Consider the following 25252-nt stretch of genomic DNA (forward strand, 5'->3'; position numbering starts at 1 on the left):
GAAAAAGAGCGAAACTCGTTTGAGTTCCGCTCTTTTTCATTAATTCCGGATCAAGTGATCGAAAGCACCGAGTGCAGCTGTTGCACCAGATCCCATCGAGATGATGATCTGTTTATACGCGCTATCTGTGCAGTCTCCTGCAGCGAAAACGCCTGGTACGTTCGTTGCGCCGTGGCGATCGACTTGGACTTCACCGAACTTGTTACGGTTCACTGTTTCACCGAGCCAGTCCGTGTTCGGTACGAGACCGATCTGGACGAAGACGCCTTCGAGCTCAATGTGACGCTCGACGTTCGTTTCGCGCTCCATGTACGTGATACCGTTTACTTTGTCCGTTCCTGTGATTTCCTTCGTCTGTGCGTTGACGACGACCGTGACGTTCGGAAGAGAAGCGAGGCGTTCTTGAAGAACAGCATCCGCTTTTAATTCCGGTGCGAATTCAAGGACCGTGACATGCTTAACGATTCCCGCGAGATCGATGGCTGCTTCGATCCCTGAGTTTCCGCCACCGATGACTGCGACACGTTTTCCTTCGAACAACGGACCATCACAGTGTGGGCAGTAGGCGACGCCTTTGTTCTTGAATTCGAGTTCGCCTGGGACACCAACGTTACGCCAGCGTGCACCTGTTGAAAGGATCAAACTCTTCGTTTTCAAGACAGCACCGTTCTCAAGCTCAAGCTCGAGGAGGTCCTTCTTCTCAAGACGAGTTGCCCGTTGCAGGTTCATGACGTCGATGCCATACTCCTTGACGTGCTCCTCAAGACTTGCGACGAGTTTTGGTCCTTCCGTGTACTTCATGCTGATGAAGTTTTCGATGCTCATCGTATCCATGACTTGTCCACCGAAGCGTTCTGCGACGATTCCTGTCCGGATGCCTTTACGGGCTGCATAGATGGCAGCACTCGATCCAGCTGGACCACCACCGACGACGAGGACATCGTATGGATCTTTATCAGCGAAATCAGAAGCATCGGCACCTGTGCCAAGCTTCGCCAAGATTTCTTCAAGTGACATCCGTCCGTTACCAAACGCTTCGCCGTTGACGAAGACCGTCGGAACAGCCATGATCTCTTTTTGTTCGACTTCTTCCTTAAATGCCGCGCCATCAATCATCGTGTGACTGATGTTCGGGTTGAGGACGCTCATGACGTTCAATGCTTGTACGACATCTGGGCAGTTGTGGCAGCTCAAGCTGATGTACGACTCGAAGTGGTACGTTTCTTGAATGCCTTGAATCTGCTTGATGACTTCCGCATCGACCTTCGGTGCTCGACCGCTGACTTGTAGCAGAGCGAGAACGAGGGACGTGAACTCATGACCGAGTGGGATTCCCGCGAACGTGATGCCGCTTGTCTCACCGACACGGTTGACTGTGAAACTTGGTGTCCGGGGAAGGCTTGCCTGCTCGACGGAGATGCGTGGTGTCATGCTTGCGATCTCTTCGACGAGTGCGCTCATCTCAAGCGAGACGGCGTCTGTCCCAGCGCTAACCGCTAGGACGAGATCGCCTTCGAGAAGCTCGAGGTATTGCGCGAGTTGTGCTTTAATGTCTGGTGCTAAAGCCATCGCGAATCCGCTCCTTAAATTTTTCCGACGAGGTCAAGGCTTGGTGTGAGTGTTGCAGAGCCTTCTTCCCATTTCGCTGGGCAGACTTCGCCTGGATTGTTACGTACGTATTGTGCTGCTTTGATTTTGTTGACGAGCGTGCTTGCATCACGACCGATACCGCCTGCGTTGATCTCAACTGTTTGGATGACGCCGTCTGGGTCGATGATGAACGTACCGCGGTCAGCAAGACCATCTTGTTCGTTCAAGACTTCGAAGTTACGTGAGATGACGTGTGATGGGTCGCCGATCATGACGTACTCGATTTTACCGATTGTTTCTGACGTTTCGTGCCATGCTTTATGTGTGAAATGCGTATCTGTTGAAACAGAGTAAACTTCAACGTCAAGCGCTTTGAGTGTTGCGTATTGGTTTTGGAGATCTTCGAGTTCTGTCGGGCAAACGAATGTAAAGTCTGCAGGGTAGAAACATACGACACTCCATTTACCGCGAAGGTTGGCATCCGTTAGGTCAACGAATTCTCCGTTGTGGAATGCTGATGCACTGAATGGTTTTACTTCACTTCCGATTAAAGACATGATAAAAATCCTCCTCAAGGGTTCTATTTTTAGAATCTGTTCTAGTGCATACAGATAATCTGTATTTATCACACTAGAATAATTCTAATCTAATACTAATTTCATATAGACCAACACTTTTGTCAAGGTATAATCGGCAATTTCTTATTTCAGGAAAAATTGTGTGAACAAAAAATGAAATCCCAACTCCTAAATGAAACAGGAGTCGGGAGCTGTATTCTTTATTGCCAGTCCGTGTGGAAGATCCCTTCGCGGTCTGTTCGAGCATACGTATGCGCACCGAAATAATCGCGTTGGGCTTGCAACATGTTGGCATTCGAGTTTGCTGTCCGGTAGCTATCATAATACGTCAACGACGTCGATAGACATGGGAGCGCAAAACCAGATAGCGCACCCTCGGCAACGACGTGACGTAACGATTCTTGATACGCCTGTACTTTCTCAGCGAAGAATGGGGCGAGCATTAAGTTCGAGAGGTTCGCGTCGTTTTTGAACGCTTCACTGATGACATTCAAGAAGTCGGCCCGGATGATACATCCACCACGGAAAATCAAGGCGATTTCTTCAAGGCGTAAGTTCCAGTCGTATAGTTCAGACGATGTCCGGTACTGGGTAAAGCCTTGCGCGTATGCGGCGACTTTCCCCATATAAAGCGCTTGACGAATCCGTTCGATCCACGCGTCCCGCTCAAGCGATGACAAGTCTTCAGGTCCCTTCAGAACAGCAGACGCTGCGACGCGTTCTTCTTTAACAGCTGAAAGGTAACGTGCGAACAAGGCTTCCGTGATGATCGAAGAGGCGATTCCATTATCAATTGCTTGCAGGCTCGTCCATTTTCCAGTTCCTTTTTGACCGGCTTGATCGAGAATGACATCAATCAACGGTTGCCCTGTCTCGTCATCGGTTTTTCGGAGAATGTCCGCTGTGATCTCAATCAGGTAACTTTTCAGTTCACCCGCGTTCCACTCAGCGAAGATGTCCGCGACTTCCGTGACGTCGAGTCCGAGACGGAAACGGAGGAAGCTATACGCTTCAGCGATCAGTTGCATGTCCGCATACTCGATCCCGTTATGGACCATCTTGACGAAGTGACCAGCGCCCTTCGGACCGATATAGACACAACATGGATCGCCTTCAACGTGAGCGGCGATCTTTGTCAAGATCGGTGCGACATGTTCGTAGGCTTCTTTCGATCCACCCGGCATGATCGCAGGACCGGTCCGCGCACCGACTTCACCACCCGATACACCGACGCCGATGTATTCGATGCCGTGTCGTTGGAGTTCGTCGAAGCGACGTTCCGTATCAAGGAAGTGGGAATTCCCACCATCCATGATGATGTCGCCTGTTTCGAGATGTGGAAGTAACGATTCGATGACTGAATCAATCGCGCTGCCGGCCGTGACCATCATGAAGATTTTACGCGGACGGGCGAGTGACTGTACGAATGCTTCGATATCGTAGTACGGATGAAGTGGTAATCCCTCATCGTGTGCGACGAGATCGTCCGTTAAATCACGTGTGTAGTTATAGATGGCGACTTCTTCTTGATGACTCGCCATATTCAGTGCTAAGTTGCGTCCCATGACGCCAAGCCCGATGACTCCGATAGAATGTTGCATAAGTAGAACGACTCCTTTTCTTAGACGACGAGGCTGAGGAGAAGAACGAACCCAAGTCCACAAACGGAAATGATCGTCTCAAGCACAGTCCATGTCGCAAACGTTTCTTTTAATGATAAACCGAAATATTCTTTAAACATCCAGAAGCCCGCATCATTGACGTGTGAAGCGATCAGACTACCCGCACCAGTCGCAAGGACGACGAGCGCTAAGTTGACGTCAGATTGCTCCAGTAACGGAATGACGAGACCTGCTGTCGAAAGGGCAGCGACTGTCGCAGAACCAAGTGAGATTCGCAGAATCGCAGCGATCAACCAAGCGAGCAGAATCGGAGATAACGCCGATCCTTCAAATAATTGTGCGACGAATGTACCGACGCCGCCGTCAATCAAGACTTGTTTGAAGGCACCGCCACCACCGATGATCAATAGCATCATCCCGATTTGGGCGATGGCCGTCGTACAAGATTCCATGACCGTTTGCATCGGAATCTTACGGGCGATCCCCATCGTGTAGACCGCGACGAGTAACGAAATCAACATCGCCGTCGAGGCGTTCCCGATGAACTCGATCGCCGAGATGACGTTACTCTCACCCAAGCCGAGTGTTTCTTGTAAAAGCGTGAAGATCGTTGCGACCGACATCAAGAGGACCGGTAGCATCGCAGTGAAGACACTAATACCGAAACCTGGCGTCTCGTCTAAATCAAATTCTTTTTGTTCCCCGAGTGACGCGATGTTTCCTGTGCGTGTAAACGATTCAGGTACGAGGCGTTTCGCGATCTTCGTAAAAACAGGACCAGCGATGATGACTGTCGGAACAGCAACGATGAAACCATACAATAAGACTTCCCCGATATTGGCTTTATACTCCCCAGCGATGACGGTCGGACCCGGGTGAGGTGGTAAGAAGCCGTGCGTGACGGATAGGGCAGCGACCATCGGGATCCCGAGATATAGAATCGAGACACGAAGTTGACGTGAAATCGCAAAGACAATTGGAATCAACAAAACGAGTCCGACTTCGAAGAAGAGGGCGATCCCGATGATGAACGAAGCGACGACGACTGCCCACTGGATGTTCTTTTCCCCGAATCGGGCGACAAGCGTCATGGCGATTCGCTGCGCCCCCCCGGCGTCAGCAATCAGCTTTCCAAGCATGGCACCGAGACCAAAGATCAGTGCTAGGTGACCGAGTGTTCCTCCGATACCGGCTTCGATCGTCTTGACGATTTGATCGAGCGGCATGCCGAGTAGTAGTGCAACGCCAAAGGAAACGATGATGAGTGAGACGAACGTATTTAATTTCAACCCCATGATGAGAACGAGCAACGCGACGATCCCAATTCCTACGATGACTAAAGGCATGATGACTTCCCCCAAAAGATTAAGTTAGTTTTCTTCTTGAATCAAGCTCCGTTGATACGTAGCGATTCGTTTGTGATCTTCAGACAATGTCCGCGCTAGACTAATGAAAATTGGTAAGAGCTGACGATATTCATGCATCGCTTCTTCATTTGGTACATGGCGATGCGTTTCCCCGATCATCTCAGAGACGACTTCGAACGAATCGACTTCCCCTGTCGCATACAGTCCGAGAATACAAGCACCAAGACATGAACTTTCAAAACTTTCCGGAATGACGACTTCTGATTCAAAGATGTCCGCCATCATTTGGCGCCAGACTTCGGACCGGGCAAACCCACCGGTTGCCTGAATCCGCGTCACAGGACCATCCATGCATTCGACGAGTGCGAGGAAGACGGTATACAGATTGTAGATGACGCCTTCTAGTGCCGCCCGGATCATATGCTCTTTTTTGTGTGAGAGCGTCAAACCGAAGAATGAACCGCTGACGTCCGGATTCCATAGCGGTGCTCGTTCACCGGACAAGTAAGGATGGAACAACAGACCGTCGGACCCCGGGCGGACGCGTTCGGCAATCTTCGTCAGGACAGCATACGGATCGATGCCGAGGCGTTTTGCTGTCTCGACTTCTGCTGAAGCGAGTTCGTCACGAATCCACCGTAAGACCATTCCTCCGTTATTGACGGGGCCGCCGATGACCCAGTGGTCCTCGGTCAGCGCGTAACAGAACGTTCGTCCTTTTTCATCCGTCTGTGGACGATTAATGATCGTTCGGATGGCACCGCTCGTTCCGATCGTGATCGCGATTTCCCCTTTGCGAATCGCGTTGACACCTAAATTGGAGAGGACACCATCACTGGCACCGACTAAGAACGGCGTATCGACGGAGAGTCCCATTTGTCGTGCGTAATCAGTATTAAGTCCGGTACATGACGTCGTTGTCGGTACGGGTTCCGATAAATAGCTTGCATCGATACCCGCGACATGCAGTGCGCCCGTATCCCAACCTAATTCATGAATATTAAAGAGACCAGTTGCTGAAGCGAGAGAGTGGTCGATGACATATGTTCCGAACAGTCTTTGGAACACGAACTCCTTGATCCCGACATACTTTTTCGTTTGAGCGTGGAGCTCCGGACGATCTTCGACGAGCCAACTGATTTTGCTAAGCGGTGACATCGGATGAATCGGTGTCCCGGTCCGGTGATAGATCGAGAGACCATATTGTTCCTTAATCTTGTTCGACCATGCTTCACTCCGACTGTCCGCCCATGTGATGCAGGCAGTCAACGGTTGATGTTGTGCGTCCATCGCAATCAAACTGTGCATGGCACTACTGAACGCGACGAACTTCGGTGGCATGCTCGGATGACGTTTTGTGATCAATCGGATGGATTCGAGTACGGCATCAAAAATTTCTTCCGGATCCTGTTCCGCCGTCGAACGGTTCGGTGTGTGGAGTGGGTAACCGACGTTCGTTTGTCCGATGACCTCTCCTTTTGTCGTAAATAAGACTGCTTTCGTACTCGTCGTTCCGATATCGACGCCTAACATGTATTTAGTCATGTGAATCGACTCCTTTCGACATCATTTGTTGCGTTTTCCAAAGATCTTCGACTTCCTGAACATCATCAAAGTTCTGATGTAAGGAAGCAACCATCCGTTCACGATCTCCTGTCTCGATCGCTTCGATATACAAGGCATGGTTCGCGAGGATGCGTTCAAAGTCTTCGATGTCTTCCTCGAATCGTACCCGCATTGATAGGAGGATGAAACTTTCCATGACTGGTTTGAGATTTTGCCAAATCATGCTGACATACCCATGATCGATCGAGCGGATGATCGTTTCATGAAACAGTACGTCTTGGAAAGAGAATTCATCAGCATCCTTATATTTGATGGCAACCTTCATCATTTCGAGAATTTTGCTGAGTTCACGGACGAGTTCTGCCCGTTCGACCTTAACAAGTCGCTCGAAGACGAACGTTTCGATGAGTAACCGGACATCATAGATTTCTTGAATGTCGCGCTCGGATAAACCGACGACGACCGCCCCCATTCGTTCGAGACGAATCAACTGTTCGGCTGCAAGGACCTTTAACGCGTCACGGACAGGTGAGCGACTGACTGAAAAATCAAAGGCTATTTTGTTTTCGGATAAAATGGTACCGCTTTCAATTTTTCCTGAAATGATCCGCATTCGTAGTTCGTGCGCGACACGATCTCCGGCAGAAGCTTTTGACAACCACTTCAAGGGGTATAACAGTTCTGACATAAAATCACCTGATTTCTACATTGAGTATACTTGTATACAAGTTAGTATATACGTTTTTTTCTAAAATGCAAACGCTTCACTTAAATCTTAACGATTCAACTGGCAATCAGGAAATCGATTCCAAATATGTTAGGGTGAAGGAGTAATCAATAATCAGAACGGGTAAGGAGGAGATAGTACATATGAATATTTTAGTTGTAGGTGCAGGAGCAGTCGGAGGTTATTTCGGGGGCCGTCTTGCTGAGCAAGGTGAACAGGTGACCTTTCTCGTCCGTCCGAAGCGATATGAACAATTACAAAAGACAGGGTTACAGATCACTAGTCCTCATGGTGATGTTATGATCACGCCTCAGTTAGTGACACGAGACATGCGACTGAATCACACATTTGATGTCGTCTTACTTTCGACGAAAGCCTATCACTTGGATGATGTCCTACAGGATCTTGCGCCATTTGTTTCGAGCGAGACGTACATCATTCCTTTGTTGAACGGCATGCAGCATATACGACGGTTAACAGAAGTCTTCGGAGAAGATCGAGTACTGGGCGGACTTTGCTTCATTGAATCGACGCTTGATGCAGAAGGGCGTATTGTACAGACAAGCCCGTCGCATCGGCTATTGTTTGGTTCACGAACCGGTAAACCAACAGCGCGTTTAGAGGAGATTGCAACACGTTTTGCGAAAGCGAAGGCACCGATGGCGTACTCGATGCATATCATGGATGACATGTGGCAAAAGTACCTCTTCATTTCGACATTTGCGGGCGTGACGACACTATTTCGCTCTGCCATCGGTCCAATTCGCAAGGACCCAATTGGTCATCAGATGATTCAAGACGTCATGAAGGAAGCGAAGCGAGCGATGGAAGAACAAGGCGCAGTCTTTAATGACGATGTAGAAGCGGTCTTGCTGAAGCAGATGCATGCAATGGAAGACACGATGAAATCATCGATGTTACGGGACATGGAAAAGGGTCAGCCCGTCGAAGTGAAACATTTCTTTAGTACTTTGCTCGAAACACGCTCTTCACGTCATCTTCAACTGATTGAATCTAATTTATGGATCTATCAAAAAAATCGGGAAATGCCTGTTGACTGAATTATCTGCATTCTGATATGGTTAGGAACAATTACATACTTATCCAGAGAGGTGGAGGGACTGGCCCTATGAAACCTCAGCAACAGGTCGAAAGATACTGTGCTAATTCCTGCGGGTGCTGCACCCGATCGATAAGATTTCCGAATTGTCGACCGACGCATCCGTGAGGATGCGTTTTTTGTTTGGAATAGGTGGAACGAGGAGGAAATGGATTCATGAAAACGAGCGGAGCGTTTCGACGCAAGATGGAATCACGTCATCTGATCATGCTGTCGTTAGGTGGTGTCATTGGAACAGGATTATTTTTAAGTACAGGTTATACGTTGGAACAAGCAGGACGCGTCGGAACGATTCTGTCTTACTTGATTGGGGCCGTCGTCGTTTACTTAGTCATGTTAAGTCTCGGTGAACTCGCCGTGCACATGCCGGAAACCGGATCATTCCATAAGTACGCAACGAAGTACATTGGACCCGGCACCGGTTATACAGTGGCCTGGCTCTACTGGCTGACGTGGACGGTCGCCCTTGGTTCAGAATTCACGGCAGCAGGCATTTTGATGCAACGTTGGTTCCCGTCGATTCCAGTCTGGGTGTTCAGTGCATTATTCGCTGCGATGATCCTTGGTATCAACGTCTTGAAGGTCCGCGTATTTGCTGAAGTCGAGTTTTGGTTCTCCGCCATTAAGGTCGTGACGATCATTGCTTTCATTTTACTTGGTGCGGGAGCCATCGTTGGCTTCATCCCATTACAAGATGGTAGCCCGGCACCATTCTTTTCTTCCTTAACGGAAGGAGGATTGTTTCCAAATGGGGCATTTGCGATCTTCATGACGATGCTTGCCGTGAACTTTGCTTACTCAGGAACGGAATTGATCGGCGTCGCAGCGGGTGAAGCGGTCGATCCGAAGCGGACGATTCCGCTTGCGATCCGAACAACGATTTTGCGACTCGTCCTCTTTTTCGTCGGTACGATCATCGTATTAGCCGTCTTATTGCCAACGGAAGGGAAGGGCGTGCTCGAAAGTCCATTCGTTGCCGTGTTTGAACGAATCGGGATTCCGTATGCGGCAGACGTGATGAACTTCGTCATTCTGACAGCGATCTTATCGGCAGCGAACTCTGGGCTTTACGCTGCCTCCCGGATGCTTTGGTCGCTTGCGAACGAACGCATGATTCCGCGCTTCTTCGCCCAGGTGACACCAAGTGGGGTTCCACTTCGAGCTGTATTGTTCAGCATGCTTGGCGGAGGACTTGCTTTGCTTTCTAGCATCTATGCAGCAGGAAGTGTCTATATCGCGCTCGTCTCGATTTCCGGTCTTGCTGTTGTCGTCGTCTGGATGAGTATCAGCGTTGCGCAGTATCGCTTCCGGAAACAATTCCTCCGCGAAGGGCATATGGTCGACGAATTGGTCTATCGTACACCACTCTTTCCATTGGTACCGATCGCCGCTTTCGTCGTCTGTTTGATTTCCCTGATTGGTATCGGATTTGATCCGACGCAACGAGTCGCCTTGTATTGCGGTATCCCATTCATCGTGATCTGTTATGTCGTTCATGCGTTCACGAATTCTTCTCAGAAACGGAGTGTTGAAGATGTCCCGAATCAAAAATCCAGTTGACCAACGATTACAGGAAGTTCCTTTTCTTATTTTAGATGGTGCCCTTGCGACCGAACTCGAACAAAAGGGATTCGACCTGAACGATCCACTTTGGTCGGCACGCCTCTTAATTGAAGCACCGGAACAGATTGAGCGTGTCCATCACGATTACTTTGAAGTGGGCGCCGATGTTGCGATCACCTCAAGCTATCAAGCAAGTATCGAAGGATTCAAGCAACGTCACATCACGACCGAGGAAGCACAAGCGTTAATTCGACAAACGGTTACCTTAGCGCAAGATGCACGGACGCGTAGCGGAAAGAGTGCCGCATTGATCGCGGGATCAGTTGGTCCTTATGGTGCCTACTTAGCAGATGGTTCTGAGTATCGCGGTCATTATGGTGTGTCAGCAGATGTGCTAGAAGCCTTCCACAGACCACGCATCGAAGCATTGATTGAAGCGGGGGCTGATCTGCTGGCATTCGAGACAATTCCGTCGCTTGAGGAAGCTGTCGTGTTGTTCGGGATTCTCGAAGCGTTCCCGGAAGTATCTGCTTGGCTGACGTTCTCGCTTCAAGATGCGACGCACATTAGTGAAGGAACGGCACTTGCGACGTGTATTGAAACGGTCGGACAACATCCACAGCTCGCAGCAATCGGTGCAAATTGTTTTCCAGCATCTTACGCGACCGATTTTATCCGTCACGTCAAGGCGTTGACGGATGTGCCAATCATCGTCTATCCGAACTCTGGTGAGGTCTATGATCCGGTCGCAAAAACATGGTCAGGTACGAATAATCAGTGTACGTCGTTCCAAGCCATCGCAAAGACATGGTATGAAGCTGGAGCACGATTGATTGGCGGTTGTTGTAGAACTTCACCGGAACACATCGCGCAAATTCGTTCGGTTTGTCAGGTTTCTCATACGTGATGAATGATGACGAAAAAACGGACACGAAATCAATCGATTTCGCGTCCGTTTTTTTTAATGGTGTGATTCCATTACCGTTCGCGCAAGGCGCGATTGAATTGTTGCAATAGGCGTCCGAAATCTTCTGCATCATCCGCTGGCCAGTCTGTCAGTAGACGTTCGATGCTCGCGAGACGTGCGGTTCGGTAGATGGTGAGTTCTTGTTGTCCTTTATCTGTAATATGATAGAAAAAGGCTCGCCCATCTGTCGGATCTTTTACTTTTTCAACGAGTTGCTTCTGATCGAGTGCCGCTGCTTGGCGACTGACGGTCGAGACATCGAGCTGAAGTTCACGGGCAAGTGTTTTAACACCGACTTTGCCGGAATCCGCTAATTGTCGCAGTAAGAGATAAGAAGCACGGTCCAAATTACGATTGTCTGCCGTCGCCGTCGTTAAGCGCCGGATCAGGATCGCTAACTCGAGTTCAATGGTTTCGAGTGATTGTTGAGACATCGGGTATCTCCCCTTTCAAAAAAGTCTCTCTGTTCCTCATGATTACCCAATGTGGATAAGCTGTCAATGCGAAAAGCAGGAGGCTTGACAGAGTTGTAGTTGTATGATACAATCATTTTTGTTCTTTTGATTGTATCATACAACTTTCGTAGATGAGAAACGAACGACAAAGGAGAATTCAGATGAAAGCTTATGAATCGATGAAACAAGAGGTCATTACGGTAAACGATACAGATCTGATTCGTACGGTCATCGAACGATTCATTCAATCTGGTATTAGCGGCGTACCCGTCATCAATGCCGAGCAAGAGGTCGTCGGTTATATCAGTGACGGAGATATCATGCGCGCGATCGGAAAACACAAGGACATCATCGTCGATACATTCTTATATGTAGATGTCATCAAAGGAGACGAAGAAGATTATGAAGATCGAATTCGTCATATCTTGAATCGACCTGTCATGGAACTTGCACGCCGGAAGGTCGTAACAGCGGACGCTGACACAGAAATGGAAGAGATTGCAGCGACACTCGGCGCAAAACGGATCAAAAAGCTTCCAATCCTCAAGGCAGGACGTCTTGTTGGGATCATTAGTCGAGGTGACGTCATCCGCCATTCGTTTAAACAGTTCATGTAACACATCCAATAGAAAGAAGGGACACTATGGCACTTGCTGAAAAAACAACGACGCTTGAGCCGGAAACGGTATTAGCGGAAAGCAAACATGGATTATTCCATCAACCGGTTGCTGTTTGGGCAGTCTTTTTCGCCAGTATCACAGCATTCATGGGAATGGGGCTCGTCAATCCCGTCTTACCGACGATTGCTGAGAATTTAGAAGCGTCCAAAAGTGAAGTAACGCTCTTATTTACAAGTTATAACGCCGTCATGGCATTCGCGATGTTAATTACAGGCGCGATCTCATCACGGATTGGTCAAAAAGGAACATTGATGCTCGGGATTGCCGTCATCGCAACTGTTGCTGGTTTTGCTTCACAAGCAGACAGCATTTGGACGCTCGTCGCGTTACGCGGTGGATGGGGACTTGGGAACGCCTTATTCGTCGCAACAGCACTTGCTGCGATTGTTTCGCTGTCATCAGGCGGAACAGCAAAAGCGATTATTTTATATGAAGCAGCCGTTGGTCTTGGGATTTCGATCGGACCGCTATTAGGCGGAACGCTCGGTTCGATCACATGGCGCGCCCCATTCATGGGTGTTGCGACGATCATGATCATCGCGTTTCTTGTCTTACTTTTCTTGATGCCAAAACAAGCAGCATCTGCTGCACCGAAACAGAAGTTATCATTAAAAGCACCGTTCCAAGCGATGAAACATCGTTCATTACTGACACTCGGAATCGTTGCAGCGCTTTATAACGTTGGTTTCTTTACGATCATGGCTTATGCACCATTCGTCATGAAACTACCAGCGAAAGGACTCGGATTCGTCTTCCTCGGTTGGGGGATGTTGCTTGCGATCACATCAGTCTTAACGGCTCCGAAACTGAAACAATGGTTCGGAACGATCAAAGCGATGATCATGATGTTGATCACATTCGCGATCTTGCTTCTGTTGATGGGGATCTTCACGGAAACTCCAGCCGTCGTCATCGTCTGTGTCATCTTGGCGGGAGCTGTGCTTGGGAATAACAACACGCTCATCACGACAGCTGTCATGGATGCAGCACCTGTCGAACGTTCGACAGCATCTGCGGCATACAGTTTCCTACGTTTTCTCGGGGCAGCCATTGCGCCATTCATGGCCGGTAAATTGGCTGAAATCTTCAACGCAAATCTACCGTTTTATGTCGGAAGTGGCTTCGTCCTCTTATCCGTCATCATCATCGGGGTCAATCTCAAACACATTCGCCATATCGATCGGACGGAAGGCGGACATTAATTCGATAACAAGACAGCCGAAGCGCATTCGCTTCGGCTGTTTTTGATTGAAATCAAGAGGGGTACATGGTTTTTAACGTGCGGATCGAGTGCTCGATCATTTCCCGAAGTATGCCTAAGTCGATGTCAGTCAGTCGTTTGACGTAGATGCAGGACTTACCGCGTCGATACGTACCGAGACTGGCAAGCAGTCGTTCTGAGACTGCGTCTTCACCAAGCGCGAGATAAAGGACGAGGTTCGTCTTCTGCGGAGAAAAGCCGACATAAAAGCTGTCGTCCTCGCGGCCGGAGGCGTAGCGGTAATGGTAGGAACCAAAACCAATCAAGGATGAACCCCAAAGGACGGCTTCATATCCCGTGACATCTTCGAAGAACTGACGTAGTGTGATACCATCTGCTTGACGTTGCGGCGGTTCGACTTGTGCCAGAAAGGCATCAACGGACTGTTCGGTAGGACCTGTCTTTGGCGTATCAGGCATAAGCAGACTCCTTTCGGATGAAGAAGATATGGGTTACTTTCGAGAAGTACTAGTAAATATCCTGTGGCTCAGAGGTGGAAATCGAATGAAGCATCGTATCGTGTTTCGAGGAGAAGAAAGCAGTGTACTATGGGAAATCTTACACGTACATCCAACGCAAGAAGAACTAACGATTCAGATGGTAGGGCGGAATAGTGAACACCAGTTTTCAGTTACATTCAATCAATATGATGCGTTCATCCGTAACTTTGCTCACGTCCATGAGTCGTTACACGGTGAAGTCGTATTCGAGCAGGGAGTAATTCGTCTCCACTTACGCTATGACCGACTTGGTCGTGTCTTCATCAGTTGGTCTGACGGACAAACGAGTCACCAGTTTCGCAGTGATCAAAGTTATTTAAGTGAGGCGTTAGCACAACTTGGCGTCTACTGAATCAGCTGATGAAAGGCGCTAACACAAAAAGAAGGGACGACATTCGGTTACAATATCGAATGTCGTTCCTTCTTTTTTTTATGTGATGGGGGCGATTGATGTAATGGTGTGTTGATCAAGTTGAAGCAAAACGCAATCGTTTTTTCATATTCGGATAACGGAATCGATTCATCCACTTGGTGTGCGAGACGGAAATCATGGAATGAAGCGATTGCGATTGGAAATGACTTTTTCGCTTGGCTGAACATCGCACCATCCGTTCCACCTGGAATAGCGATTTTTCGTGGTGTCACGCCGCTAACCTGCTCCATCGTATCCGCGACCTGTTGCAAGAAAGGCACCCGTTCATCGGTTTCACAAGAAGGAATATCCTTGATGACGGTCACGTTCATATCAAACTCGGAATCTTCTGCTACAAGACGACGCTCGATAGCTGTAAAGGCAGCAAGAACGTCCGCTCGATCGAACCCGGGAATCGTCCGAATATCCATATAAAACGAAGCCTGACTCGGAACGACGTTCGGTCCTTCGCCTCCTTTTATGGATGTGATTGACGCGACGACCGGACCAAGCGCCGGATGATGATTCGCCGTAATCGAGAAGCGTTCCGACTTCACTTCCTGGATGACGCGATAGACGTCATCGATCGCATTACGTCCGAGTTGAGGGGCAGAGCTGTGTGCACTTTTCCCACGACATGTCACTTCGATCCCAACGACACCTTTTTGTGCATAACCGATCATTCCGCTTGTTGGTTCTGTAATCAGTAAAGCGTCTAAATCATCCGCGTGTCCTTGTTCGGTCAAATGACGAGCACCCGTCATTCCATTCTCCTCATCGGATGTAATCAGAAGTTTGATAGTGTTTGGTCGGTCTTGACGTTCTCTATATTGAATCAGTGCTTGCACCATTGCCATGACACCTGATTTCATATCAGAAGCCCCACGACCATAGATGCGGCCGTTTTCGATTTCGCCGCCGTATGGATCTTTCGTCCAGCCGTCTCCTTGAACTGGAACCGTATCGAGATGACCAGATAGACCGAGGACGGCAGGACGTGAAACATCTTCGCTCGCAGGAACGGTCGCGACGAGACAAATTCGTTTTGGTGAAACTTCAATCCATTCTGTCGAGATCTGATGGTCGACCAGTACATCGTATACGTAACGTGCGACGGCTTCTTCTCCGTCCATCGGATTGACGCTTGGAATTTGAAGACACTGTTGTAAGTAAGCAATCGCTGTTTGCATGATTTTTCCCCCCTTTACCTGTCCTATACCCTGATAAAAATACTTCAGGGAGGTAAACTAATTCAGAAAATAATTTGCGGTACTGAACGTCTTGAGGTAAAAGAAAAGCGGTGCAACCAAAGGGTTACACCGCGCATTGCTCATTCACTTTTTTCTGCTTCGTCTTTCCACTTCGAATCGATTAACATCTCTCCCGGCCATGTATAAGCCATGATGCCGCCATCCGCCGTGATGTCCTCACCTGTGACATACGAGCTGTCGTCAGAAGCAAGGAAGAGGGCGACCGTTGCCATCTCGCGTGGTTTACCGAGTCGACCGAGTGGTGTGATCCAGGCGTTCGCATCGCGGAATTGTTTGCCTTGTTCTTTTTCTTTTTCACCGACGAGTGTATCGATGAGTGGTGTTTCAATCGTTCCTGGCGATAACGAATTGACACGAATGCCATGACGCGCGTAATCGATTGCCATCGCGCGAGTGAAGTTCGCGATCCCGCCTTTCGCCGCGTTATAACCAGACCGGTTCAAGTCAGCTGCGCGACCCGACATCGATGACGTATTGATGATCGAACCACCGTTATCCAGCATGAGTGGAATCAAGAATTTACTGACGAGGAATGTACCGCGTAAATCGACAGCGATGATCCGGTCGAAGAGATCGATTGGATACTCGTGGACTTTCCCACCTTGTTCATCGATTCCGGCATTGTTGAAGAGGACGTCGACCGTACCGTACGTCTCTTTGACATGCTTCGCAAGTTGCTCAACACTCTCGACGTCTGAGACGTCAACATGGACGGCTTCCGCTTTCCCGCCTTGTTGTGTAATCTGTTCTACTGTTTGTTGTGCTTTTTCAAGTGAGACATCGGCACAAACGACCGTTGCTCCTTGTTCTGCGAATACAAGCGCGGTCGCTTGTCCAATCCCTGTTGCCGAGCCGGTAATGACAGCTATTTTTTGATCCAGTCTACCCATTGCTAAACCCCTCCTAAGTCGTATCGTTCACCTTATGAAACATTCCCGGAGAAATGGAGATTAAACCCATCGACGCGTCTAGTAATAGAAGATAAGGGGTACATCTACAACAGCATAATCGCTGTAAAAAGGGAGATGAGAACGCTGACATCCGATCAATGGCAACTTGCCAAAAAATTATTACAGGAAGCTGTCGAGTATCAAATGACGCTCGAGAAAAGTGCGTTCGCAGATCAACTGATTGATCAAACGACACCTGTCCTTTGGTTTGGTGATGCGACGCGTAGCAGTTGGGTGACGATCGCGACGAACCCATCCCGAACGCAGTTTTTAGACCGGACGAGCGCATTACGATTCGACGAGACCGGTCCGCTCTTTATTCGTCCGAAGTCGATGTCATGGGAGGATTATCTCCAGGAGGAGACGCTGACAGATTCAATCCGGCGCTTCAATGATTATTTCAAACAACCGAACATTTACCGGACATGGTTCGGTCGACCGGGTGGCGGTAAGCTTGAAGGATTCTTGAACGGACTCGGTGCGTCGTTTTACGAAAAGACGCTTGATCCAGTCATTCATTTGGACTTTTTCCCGTTTCCGACACACCACTACATGGGAGCGATCAAAGAACGCAGCGTGTTGGAAGATAGTCCATTCGGTCAGACATTTTTGTTACGCCTGCTTGAACTGTTTTCGATAAAAGGGATCATCCTGCTCGGTAAGGAGCACACGGAACGATTTGCGAAGCTCGAACCAGATATCGATTGGACAACCTATCGACCAACGGATTATCCAGACGCGATTTTTCAAGTTGGCTTCTCGTCACGATTTCAGGTACCCGTCGTCGGACTCCACTTCAAACCGAGTGAGCAGTTCATCGGTCTCGGTAATCGAAAGGATGAAAACGGCGTTAGCCATGGCACCTACGGGTCAGCAGAACACTTACGTCAAATCGGAATGATTGTCCTTGAAAAAGTCACGACACACAGTGAAAAAGGAGATTGACAGATATTTCGAACTCCCTAATAATAGGAGATGAATTAGCACTCTATATGAATGAGTGCTAAAAAAGGGGAGGCAGAATGAGCATGGAAACGAAACAATTTAAGGCGGAATCAAAACGATTGCTGGAGATGATGATTCATTCCATCTATACGCATAAGGAGATTTTCCTGCGCGAATTGATCTCGAATGCAAGTGACGCCATGGATAAGATGTACTACAAAGCATTGACGGACGAGACGATTTCGTTCGAAAAGGAACACTACAAAATTACGATCGAACCAAATAAAGAAGCGCGTCAACTCATCATTCGTGATACGGGAATCGGAATGACGAAGGAAGAACTAGAAGAGAATCTCGGTACGATCGCAAAAAGTGGATCGCTTGCCTTCAAGGCAGAGAATGAAGCACAAGATGGTCATGATATCATCGGACAATTCGGTGTCGGATTCTATTCTGCCTTCATGGTCGCAGACGTCGTCACTGTCGTTACGAAACCGTTCGGCAGTGCAGTCGCTTATAAATGGGAATCGCGTGGTGTCGAAGGTTATACGATCGAGGAAGTCGACAAGGAAACCGTCGGAACGGAGATTACACTCCACATCAAGGCGAACGAGGAAGAAGAATCGTATGACGAATACCTCGAGACGTATCGTTTGCGCAGTATCATCAAAAAATATTCAGATTTCATTCGTTATCCGATCGAGATGAAGGAACTCGAACGTCAGCCGATCGAAGGCAGTGACGAGACGGAAGAGGTCGAAGTCGTCAAGACGATCAACAGCATGGTGCCGATCTGGCGGAAGAACAAACGGGAATTGACAGACGAGGACTATACGAACTTCTACCAAGAGAAGCGTTATGGTTTCGACACACCAGCGAAACACATTCATATCAGTGTCGACGGCGCTGTTCGTTATCAATCGATCTTATTCATTCCAGAGCAGGCACCGTACGATTATTATTCGAAGGAATTTGAAAAGGGTCTTGAACTCTATGCCAACGGTGTCTTGATCATGGAAAAATGCAGCGACTTGTTGCCGGATCACTTCAGTTTCGTCAAAGGGATGGTTGACTCGGAAGACTTATCGCTCAACATCTCGCGCGAGTTACTGCAACACGATCGTCAATTGAAATTGATCGCGAAAAATATCCAAAGTAAGATCAAGACACAACTCGAAGCCCTCCTGCGCGAGGATCGCACGAAGTACGAAACATTCTATCAAGCGTTCGGACGCCAGCTGAAGTTCGGTATGTATAATGATTATGGCATGCATAAAGAACAGGTGCAGGATCTGGTCCTCTTCTACTCGGCGAAGGAAAAGAAGTTGATCACACTCGCAGAATACGTCGCAGCGATGCCGGAAGATCAGGCACATATTTACTACGCCGCTGGTGAGAGTACGAATCGTCTGGATAAATTACCACAATCCGAGCTCGTCCGTGATAAAGGGTATGATATCTTGTACTTCACGGAAGAGATCGATGAGTTCGCGATCCAGATGCTCGTGACGTACAACGAGAAGACGTTCAAGTCGGTCACGAGTAGCGATTTAGGGATTGAAGCGGAGGAAGCGGAGACGACGGACGCACAAGCAGAGATGTTCCAAGCCATGCAGGAAGTGCTAAGTGGGCAAGTCAAGGAAGTCAAAGCCTCAACACGTCTAAAATCGCATCCTGTCTGCTTTGCGACGGACGGCGCTGTCTCGATCGAGATGGAGAAAATTCTGAAGGCGATGCCGAATAATGAAGGGGTAGAAGCGGTCAAGATTCTTGAATTGAATCCGTCACACGCAGTGTTCGAGTCTCTTGAAACGGCGTATCAAAACGATCGTTCAAAATTCGAGCGCTATACAAAACTAATGTATCAACAAGCATTGCTTGTCGAAGGACTCCCACTCGAGGATCCAGTAGCGTTCGCGAATGATGTGTGTTTATTGATGGTGTGAAACGAATAGATATAAAAAAGGCATTGGATGCGCGCATCCAATGCCTTTTTTCGTAAAGTGTTTCATCAATCCGTTTGTAAATCCGAAGCGGTTTCGCCTTTTTTCGAGAGAACGTTCAAGACGACGACAAAGAGTACGAATGTGACAAGAGCTCCGATGAAACCGAAGACCGAAGACTCCGTGAAACCGATGACTAAATAACCGACTGCCGCAGTGACGGCACCGACTAGCGCATACGGTAATTGTGTCGTAACGTGATCGATATGATGGGATCCAGCCCCTGTCGAACTGAGGATCGTCGTATCGGAAATCGGTGAACAATGGTCACCGAAGACAGATCCAGCAAGAACAGCAGCAAGCGTCGGTAACAAGAGTGAAGCATCGACAGCCATGACGAGATCCGCACCGATTGGCAACATGATCCCGAATGTGCCCCAACTTGTTCCTGTCGAGAATGCCATCAAGCCGGCAATCAAGAATAATAAGAACGGCAAGTACGAAGCAGAAATCGAGTTGCTGATGAAGCTTGCGAGATAATCGCCTGTTTTCATATCACCGATAACAGCAATGATCGTCCAAGCAAATAACAGAATCACGACTGCTGGCCACATCGAACGCATACCAGCAACGATGCTTGCACGGTAATCGCGGCCCGGAATTTTCCGTCCGATCAGCATCAGGAAAGCAACGATTAAACTGATGACGACACCTGCGACGAGTGAACGTGTGACGTCTGTTGCCTCAAATGCTCCAATTAAAGTAAACGGGCGATTGTCGGCTGCAAGTGCCTGAGCACCTGTTCCGAGCAACGCACTGATCGTAGCAATGACGAGAACGACGATCGGAACGACGAGATCCCGGACTTTTCCGTTCGTATGTTCGTTGACCTCTTTTGCCATCCCCATCGGTGTTCCTTTTGACGCATCAAAAAGTTCACCATTCGCGGCACGGCGTTCATGCTGTTTCATCGGTCCGACAGAGACGCCAGAGTAAGCGATGTAAAGTGTTAAAAGTAACGCGAAAATCGCATAGAAGTTCATTGGAACGATCATCATGAAAGCACTAAACGCTGAGTAATCCGTAATCGAGTGCGTCGTTAAGATACCGGCGATGATGGAGATGATGAATGCGCCCCAACTCGAAAGCGGACTGATGACACAAACAGGCGCAGCTGTTGAGTCAATTAAATAGGCAAGCTTCGCACGTGAGACACCACGGCGATCCGTTAACGGACGACTGACGTTGCCGACAGCGAGACTGTTGAAGTAATCATCGATGAAAATCAAGATACCGAGTCCGAAGGCAACTAAGCGTGCACCACGCGCTGTCTTGACGTGAGTAGAAGCCCATTCACCGAAGGCACGAGCGCCACCTGATGTCTGAATGAGCGTGGAAAGGACGCCGAGCAATAACAAGAAGACAAGCAATAAGACGTTCCACTCGTTCAAGGCACCGTCTGCCCAAAAGAGACTGAAGATGTTCTTGCCGAGATAGGTTACCGTATCGATCGGGTTAAAACGGTGGAGTAACAGGGCACCGACGAGAATGCCGACACCTAACGAAAGAACGACCTTTCGGGTAAAGATGGCTAATAAGATAGCTAGTAAAGCAGGTACAAGGGCAATAATGGAATCTGAATAGTTGACCATGAAAAATATCCTCCTCTTTAATAAATAGCTTAAAGATGAGACCCCGCGGCACAAAAAAAGCAAGGGCACCGGCAACAAAGCCGACACCCTCGCTGGATGCGTCTTTCTTAGCCGAATTGGAGCGCTCCATACAATTGTTATGTATGGCAATCGATCGGGTGTTTCCCGAATCGACCAACGACGATATGCTCGACACATACTGTCATTTCGGCGATGTCACCTTTCCTGTAGTCGTCTTCGTTGTCATCCTCGGACCAAGTACTGATTGAAATCGCGCCTCTACCTCATCGATAGAATAGTCATATTCTGTTCTTATGGACACTTTATCATGTATTTCAGAAGCGATTCAACCATATATTCTGATAATTTAAGATAAAGTTGTTTATTCAGCAAAATGTTGAATGAGCTGTTTCATCAAATAGGCTTGGTTTTCCTCGAATTGTTTTTTTCGATGACCGTTCGCGCCAGATGGGTGGGGGAATCCGGAAAGAAGCTGATGCTGTTCGATTCGTCCATCATGAATCAATCCACGGACTTGCGTCTCGACGACCCGACCGAGTGGAATTAATAACGCTGTTTTTTGTAACTGATTGATCTCAGCGACGAAGTGTTCTTCCGCGTAGTGCCTCAATAAAGGGCTACGATTGATCTTCGGTTGATGACCCGAGTAATTTTTTTCGCGATAAAAGACGGGTTGCTTTAACAGCGACGTCGGATGTAACAATTCCTGGTGTTGATGAAATAAGCTAGCCGTTGTCTCAATTCCTAGTAATGCTGGAAGTTCGAGTGTATCAAGCATCTGGACGAGATTACGTCGCATCGTTCCGGCAAAGCTTGCTGTATATTTGACGAGGCGTGCCGTCTCTTCTAATGAAACACCATGATGAAGGGCATCCGTCGCTTCTTCGAAAGCGATTCGCATCTGTTCAAAACCTGGTGTGATCCCGATGATGACGACTTTTGCTTCAGTATTGACATATTCGCCAATCGGAGAGTAATAGACGGTCAGCTCGTTCTCCTGTTGCAATAAAAAATCGTCCGTCCATAATTCATCACGTCGTAACGTACGATCGTCAGGTAAGCTACGAATGGCTTGTTCAAATATAGTTAATGAATTCATGAAGGACCCTCTCTCTGTAATGGCACTATGATAACAAATAATACCATTTATGACAATTCGACCCTTTCATTATTTGTATATAGGTATATAAAAAAGGACTCGATACGAGTCCTTTTCGTGCATCATGCGCGTTCTTTGACCGAAGCGACTTCATATGTCAGAATCTCGCTGCCGAGCATTGGCGATTCTCCTGCCTCACTACTCGCAGGTCGACTATGTGACGCTTTGAAATCGTCACTTTCCCGCCACGCTTGAAAACTCTTCATATCTTCCCAGTACATGTTGACGTTCATTTCATCGTGTTCTTCGATGTTTTGCGTCAATAAGACCTCAACACGGATGAATCCGTCCATCGTATCAAGTCCACTTGGACGCGTAAAACGAGGAGCGAGAGCTGCAGCCATCCCCTTTTTGACTTTAATCCGGTTCGTAACGACGATCATCATAAAATCCCCTTTCAAAAAACGAGTAACGTACTTCTTCAGTATAGTACGATGAGGGAAAGAATGCCGGAAAGAAGGAACAAAAGACGATGAATGAACAGGAATATGATCAACGATTACGAATTGAGACCATTGAGATGCAACACCTTTATGGTGTGTTTAGTCACTACAATCGCTATGAACCGACGCCTTATGCGGCACTCGGCGAATTATGCGAAACCTATCCGTTTCAAAAAGAGGATACTGTCATCGATTTCGGGTGTGGGAAAGGGCGTTTAAACTTTTACTTACATGACCGATTCGACTGTTCCGTCATCGGAATCGAGATGAATGGACAATTTTACGAGGACGCACTTCGGAATATGGCGAAATACCAAAGTCGAAGGAAGCGGCGTTCCGGAAGTTTGCGATTCGAACAGACGTATGCCGAGCAGTATACCATTCCGGATGAGGCGAATAAGTTTTATTTCTTTAATCCATTCTCTTCACAAATTTTCATGAAAGTGATCGATCACATTTTAAGTTCGGTCGAACGTTCCCCGCGTTCGGTTGATCTCATCTTGTATTACCCGACCGATGAATACCGGGAGTACCTGGAGCGCCATACCGTATTCGAGCAAATCGATGAGATTCGATTACGAGACCTCTATGAAAAAAATCATGACGAGCGATTCGTCATCTATCGTTTTGATCCGAACAAACTGCTTCAAAACGGGTATCAATACAGTGATGAGAAAAATAGGGGATGAGGAGGTCGGACGATGATCCGTTTGGAGCATGTCACGAAAGAGTTTGCACCGGGGCGTGGAATATTCGATGTCAGTTTTACAGTTGATCCGGGTACGATATTCGGTTTCATCGGACCAAACGGATCTGGAAAATCAACGACACTCCGACATTTGATGGGACTAATGGTTGCGGACGATGGAAGGGCGACGATCGGTGGTTTTGATTGCTGGAAGCAAAGTAAAGAGGTGAAGCAGTTGGTCGGTTATTTGCCGGGGGAGATTAGTTTACCTGGAGACATGACGGGAGCAGACATGCTGGATTTGATGCAACGACTACACGGTAGCAATCCGGCACGGCGACAACTGTTGTTGAAACGATTTCCTTTTGAGACGAAGACGAAAATCCGCAAGATGTCAAAAGGGATGAAACAAAAACTGGCACTTGTCGGTTGCTTCATGAAAGATGCACCGGTCTATCTACTTGATGAGCCAACCAGTGGACTTGATCCTTTGATGCAAGAGCGTTTTTTAGAGTGGATCGAACAGGAGAAGCATGCTGGAAAAGCGATTCTGATGAGTTCACACCACTTTCCGGAGATGGAAAAATCGTGCGATCGAGCGGCTTTAATCAAAGCAGGGCGCATCATCGTCGAATCGGATATTCATGAGTTGGTTCGATCGAGTCGAAAGACGTATACGATCGTCTTCCGAACGGAGGTGGAAGCAGCACAGTTCGCGATGCAAGTCGGTGTTGAACCGAAGCGGCTGGAAGTCAGTTTTCAAACGGACGAGACGCTGAGCTTGAATCAGGCGATCGCTTATTTAACTCAGTATGATGTGCGACTGATTCGTCCGTCAGCAGATGATTTAGAACAGGTCTTCTTGCATTATTATGGAGAGGAGGAATCGTCGTGATATTGCTGATCCGCTCTTTATTCAAGCAGGTCAGAAAGCCCGTGCTTGCTTATGCGATTGGAACGAGTCTCTACTTATTGATGCTTGAGTTGCTTTATCCATCGATGATGAAGACTGGTTTACTAGAAACAAAACTAGAAGCGTTACCTCCAGAAGTCTTAAAAGTATTTCAATACGATAAGGTGACGGGATTCGATAATGTACTGGATCTGCTCGGAGGGAACTATTATGGATTGATCTTTCAAGTCATTGCGAGTCTATTCTTGCTCTCATTAGCAGCGCACCTCGTTGCGCGACCGATCGACAACGGAGAGCTGATCGTCTATCTCGCAGCCCCGATCACCCGGAATGCGTATACGTTTGCTGTCGCGATCGTCATGGGTATCGCAAGTATGGTTCTCGTAGGACTGAATGGACTTGTCTTGATGGTATCCGACTGGTGGATGACAGATATTTCGATCAATGACGTCATCTTATGGCGGATTCAGCTCAATGCGCTATTGTTACTCTTGGCGATCGGCGCCTTTACGTTATTCGTTGCGACGTTATTTGACGAAGAACGTCGTGCTTTTTCGCTTGCCGGTAGTGTGCTGGTTCTATCGATCGTCTTGACGATTCTGTCGGAGCTAAGTGACAAGACGGAGTGGCTCCGTTATCTATCCGTCTTCTCCTTATTCAATACGACGCAATTACTAGAAGGAACGAATCATTTTCTTCTTCATTCCATTCTTTTACTTGTCCTCTGTCTCGTGTTCTTGACTGGAGCAGTCGTTCAATTCGGACGTCGGAGTCTGTCGATTTGATCGAAAGTGGCGCAAAAACTTTACAGAAAGTGAACATTTAGGATTTGAACGTTGCGTCACGCGCTGATTTTTAC

24 protein-coding genes and 2 riboswitches are annotated in these 25252 nt (G+C 48.1%); of the genes, 11 read left to right on the forward strand and 13 right to left on the reverse strand.

Annotated features, from left to right (window positions below):
* Nucleotides 1–39 precede the first annotated feature (39 nt).
* From ahpF to B4C70_RS14610, 6 genes are all read right to left on the reverse strand, one after another.
* Nucleotides 40–1569 (reverse strand): alkyl hydroperoxide reductase subunit F, encoded by a 1530-nt coding sequence (ahpF, locus tag B4C70_RS14585; RefSeq protein ID WP_290780627.1) that lies wholly within the window; start codon nt 1567–1569, stop codon nt 40–42.
* Nucleotides 1570–1583: 14 nt separating this feature from the next.
* The gene (ahpC, locus tag B4C70_RS14590) at nt 1584–2147 is read right to left on the reverse strand and encodes an alkyl hydroperoxide reductase subunit C (protein ID WP_012371860.1); all 564 of its coding nucleotides are present in this window, start codon (nt 2145–2147) and stop codon (nt 1584–1586) included.
* A 221-nt stretch (nt 2148–2368) separates the two neighbouring features.
* Nucleotides 2369–3769, reverse strand: a complete 1401-nt coding sequence (gnd, locus tag B4C70_RS14595; protein ID WP_290753718.1) for a decarboxylating NADP(+)-dependent phosphogluconate dehydrogenase — start codon at nt 3767–3769, stop codon at nt 2369–2371.
* A gap of 20 nt (nt 3770–3789) precedes the next feature.
* Complete coding sequence (locus tag B4C70_RS14600) at nt 3790–5136, reverse strand: GntP family permease (RefSeq protein WP_290780630.1); 1347 nt, start codon at nt 5134–5136, stop codon at nt 3790–3792.
* 24 nt (nt 5137–5160) lie between these two features.
* Nucleotides 5161–6702: a gluconokinase gene (gntK, locus tag B4C70_RS14605; RefSeq protein ID WP_290780633.1), complete on the reverse strand. Its 1542-nt coding sequence runs from the start codon at nt 6700–6702 to the stop codon at nt 5161–5163.
* Nucleotides 6695–7411, reverse strand: coding sequence for a GntR family transcriptional regulator (locus B4C70_RS14610; RefSeq protein WP_290756003.1), 717 nt, complete (start codon nt 7409–7411; stop codon nt 6695–6697). Before B4C70_RS14610 ends, gntK begins: the two co-directional genes overlap by 8 nt.
* Before the next feature lie 182 nt (nt 7412–7593).
* On the opposite strand from B4C70_RS14610, the gene B4C70_RS14615 reads away from it, so the two are divergent.
* The 3 genes from B4C70_RS14615 to mmuM all read left to right on the forward strand — a co-directional run bounded on the left by B4C70_RS14615 (nt 7594) and on the right by mmuM (nt 11040).
* Nucleotides 7594–8511 carry a ketopantoate reductase family protein gene (locus B4C70_RS14615; RefSeq protein WP_290780636.1) on the forward strand — a complete coding sequence of 306 codons (918 nt, stop codon included), beginning with the start codon at nt 7594–7596 and terminating at the stop codon, nt 8509–8511.
* A gap of 36 nt (nt 8512–8547) precedes the next feature.
* A riboswitch (SAM riboswitch) is annotated at nt 8548–8649 on the forward strand.
* Nucleotides 8650–8726: 77 nt separating this feature from the next.
* Nucleotides 8727–10130, forward strand: coding sequence for an amino acid permease (locus tag B4C70_RS14620; protein ID WP_290780639.1), 1404 nt, complete (start codon nt 8727–8729; stop codon nt 10128–10130).
* Nucleotides 10105–11040, forward strand: a complete 936-nt coding sequence (gene mmuM, locus B4C70_RS14625; RefSeq protein WP_290756009.1) for a homocysteine S-methyltransferase — start codon at nt 10105–10107, stop codon at nt 11038–11040. Before B4C70_RS14620 ends, mmuM begins: the two co-directional genes overlap by 26 nt.
* A gap of 71 nt (nt 11041–11111) precedes the next feature.
* Here mmuM and B4C70_RS14630 read toward each other — a convergent pair whose 3' ends face one another.
* A complete protein-coding gene (locus B4C70_RS14630; protein WP_290780642.1) occupies nt 11112–11534 on the reverse strand; it encodes a MarR family winged helix-turn-helix transcriptional regulator in 423 nt (140 codons plus the stop codon).
* Between the two features lie 182 nt (nt 11535–11716).
* On the opposite strand from B4C70_RS14630, the gene B4C70_RS14635 reads away from it, so the two are divergent.
* The gene (locus B4C70_RS14635) at nt 11717–12172 is read left to right on the forward strand and encodes a CBS domain-containing protein (RefSeq protein WP_035395501.1); all 456 of its coding nucleotides are present in this window, start codon (nt 11717–11719) and stop codon (nt 12170–12172) included.
* A 26-nt stretch (nt 12173–12198) separates the two neighbouring features.
* The gene (locus B4C70_RS14640) at nt 12199–13437 is read left to right on the forward strand and encodes an MFS transporter (RefSeq protein WP_290780645.1); all 1239 of its coding nucleotides are present in this window, start codon (nt 12199–12201) and stop codon (nt 13435–13437) included.
* Nucleotides 13438–13489: 52 nt separating this feature from the next.
* Here the strand turns inward: B4C70_RS14640 and B4C70_RS14645 are convergent, their stop codons facing one another.
* The gene (locus B4C70_RS14645) at nt 13490–13915 is read right to left on the reverse strand and encodes a DUF1801 domain-containing protein (RefSeq protein WP_290780648.1); all 426 of its coding nucleotides are present in this window, start codon (nt 13913–13915) and stop codon (nt 13490–13492) included.
* 85 nt (nt 13916–14000) lie between these two features.
* Here B4C70_RS14645 and B4C70_RS14650 point away from each other — a divergent pair, with 85 nt between their 5' ends.
* Nucleotides 14001–14348, forward strand: coding sequence for a hypothetical protein (locus B4C70_RS14650; protein WP_290756017.1), 348 nt, complete (start codon nt 14001–14003; stop codon nt 14346–14348).
* A gap of 47 nt (nt 14349–14395) precedes the next feature.
* On the opposite strand, the gene B4C70_RS14655 is transcribed toward B4C70_RS14650, so the two are convergent.
* Both B4C70_RS14655 and B4C70_RS14660 read right to left on the reverse strand, forming a co-directional pair.
* Nucleotides 14396–15598, reverse strand: a complete 1203-nt coding sequence (locus B4C70_RS14655; RefSeq protein WP_290780651.1) for a M20 family metallopeptidase — start codon at nt 15596–15598, stop codon at nt 14396–14398.
* Nucleotides 15599–15738: 140 nt separating this feature from the next.
* Nucleotides 15739–16569, reverse strand: coding sequence for an SDR family oxidoreductase (locus tag B4C70_RS14660; protein WP_056064722.1), 831 nt, complete (start codon nt 16567–16569; stop codon nt 15739–15741).
* 135 nt (nt 16570–16704) lie between these two features.
* Between B4C70_RS14660 and B4C70_RS14665 the strand changes: the two genes are divergently transcribed.
* Together B4C70_RS14665 and htpG are read left to right on the forward strand one after the other, a co-directional pair.
* Nucleotides 16705–17574, forward strand: coding sequence for a hypothetical protein (locus B4C70_RS14665; protein WP_290780654.1), 870 nt, complete (start codon nt 16705–16707; stop codon nt 17572–17574).
* An 83-nt stretch (nt 17575–17657) separates the two neighbouring features.
* The gene (gene htpG / locus B4C70_RS14670; protein WP_133208455.1) at nt 17658–19520 is read left to right on the forward strand and encodes a molecular chaperone HtpG; all 1863 of its coding nucleotides are present in this window, start codon (nt 17658–17660) and stop codon (nt 19518–19520) included.
* 65 nt (nt 19521–19585) lie between these two features.
* Here htpG and B4C70_RS14675 read toward each other — a convergent pair whose 3' ends face one another.
* The 3 genes from B4C70_RS14675 to B4C70_RS14685 form a co-directional block, all read right to left on the reverse strand.
* Nucleotides 19586–21169 carry a Na+/H+ antiporter NhaC family protein gene (locus tag B4C70_RS14675; RefSeq protein WP_035395513.1) on the reverse strand — a complete coding sequence of 528 codons (1584 nt, stop codon included), beginning with the start codon at nt 21167–21169 and terminating at the stop codon, nt 19586–19588.
* A gap of 111 nt (nt 21170–21280) precedes the next feature.
* A riboswitch (Lysine riboswitch) is annotated at nt 21281–21459 on the reverse strand.
* A gap of 92 nt (nt 21460–21551) precedes the next feature.
* A complete protein-coding gene (locus B4C70_RS14680) occupies nt 21552–22289 on the reverse strand; it encodes a hypothetical protein (protein WP_214856578.1) in 738 nt (245 codons plus the stop codon).
* 122 nt (nt 22290–22411) lie between these two features.
* Nucleotides 22412–22732, reverse strand: coding sequence for a heme oxygenase (locus B4C70_RS14685; protein WP_023469797.1), 321 nt, complete (start codon nt 22730–22732; stop codon nt 22412–22414).
* 89 nt (nt 22733–22821) lie between these two features.
* Here B4C70_RS14685 and B4C70_RS14690 point away from each other — a divergent pair, with 89 nt between their 5' ends.
* The 3 genes from B4C70_RS14690 to B4C70_RS14700 are packed head-to-tail and all read left to right on the forward strand — an operon-like array spanning nt 22822 to nt 25178.
* Nucleotides 22822–23481, forward strand: a complete 660-nt coding sequence (locus tag B4C70_RS14690; protein ID WP_290780657.1) for a methyltransferase — start codon at nt 22822–22824, stop codon at nt 23479–23481.
* 12 nt (nt 23482–23493) lie between these two features.
* Complete coding sequence (locus B4C70_RS14695; protein WP_290780660.1) at nt 23494–24375, forward strand: ABC transporter ATP-binding protein; 882 nt, start codon at nt 23494–23496, stop codon at nt 24373–24375.
* Entirely contained in the window at nt 24372–25178 is an 807-nt protein-coding gene (locus tag B4C70_RS14700) for an ABC transporter permease subunit (protein WP_290780662.1), read from the forward strand. The genes B4C70_RS14695 and B4C70_RS14700 overlap by 4 nt, the downstream gene beginning before the upstream one ends.
* Nucleotides 25179–25252: the final 74 nt, after the last annotated feature.

The organism is Exiguobacterium sp. UBA5002, from assembly GCF_002396765.1.
In the GTDB taxonomy this organism is placed as follows: Bacteria; Bacillota; Bacilli; order Exiguobacteriales; family Exiguobacteriaceae; genus Exiguobacterium_A.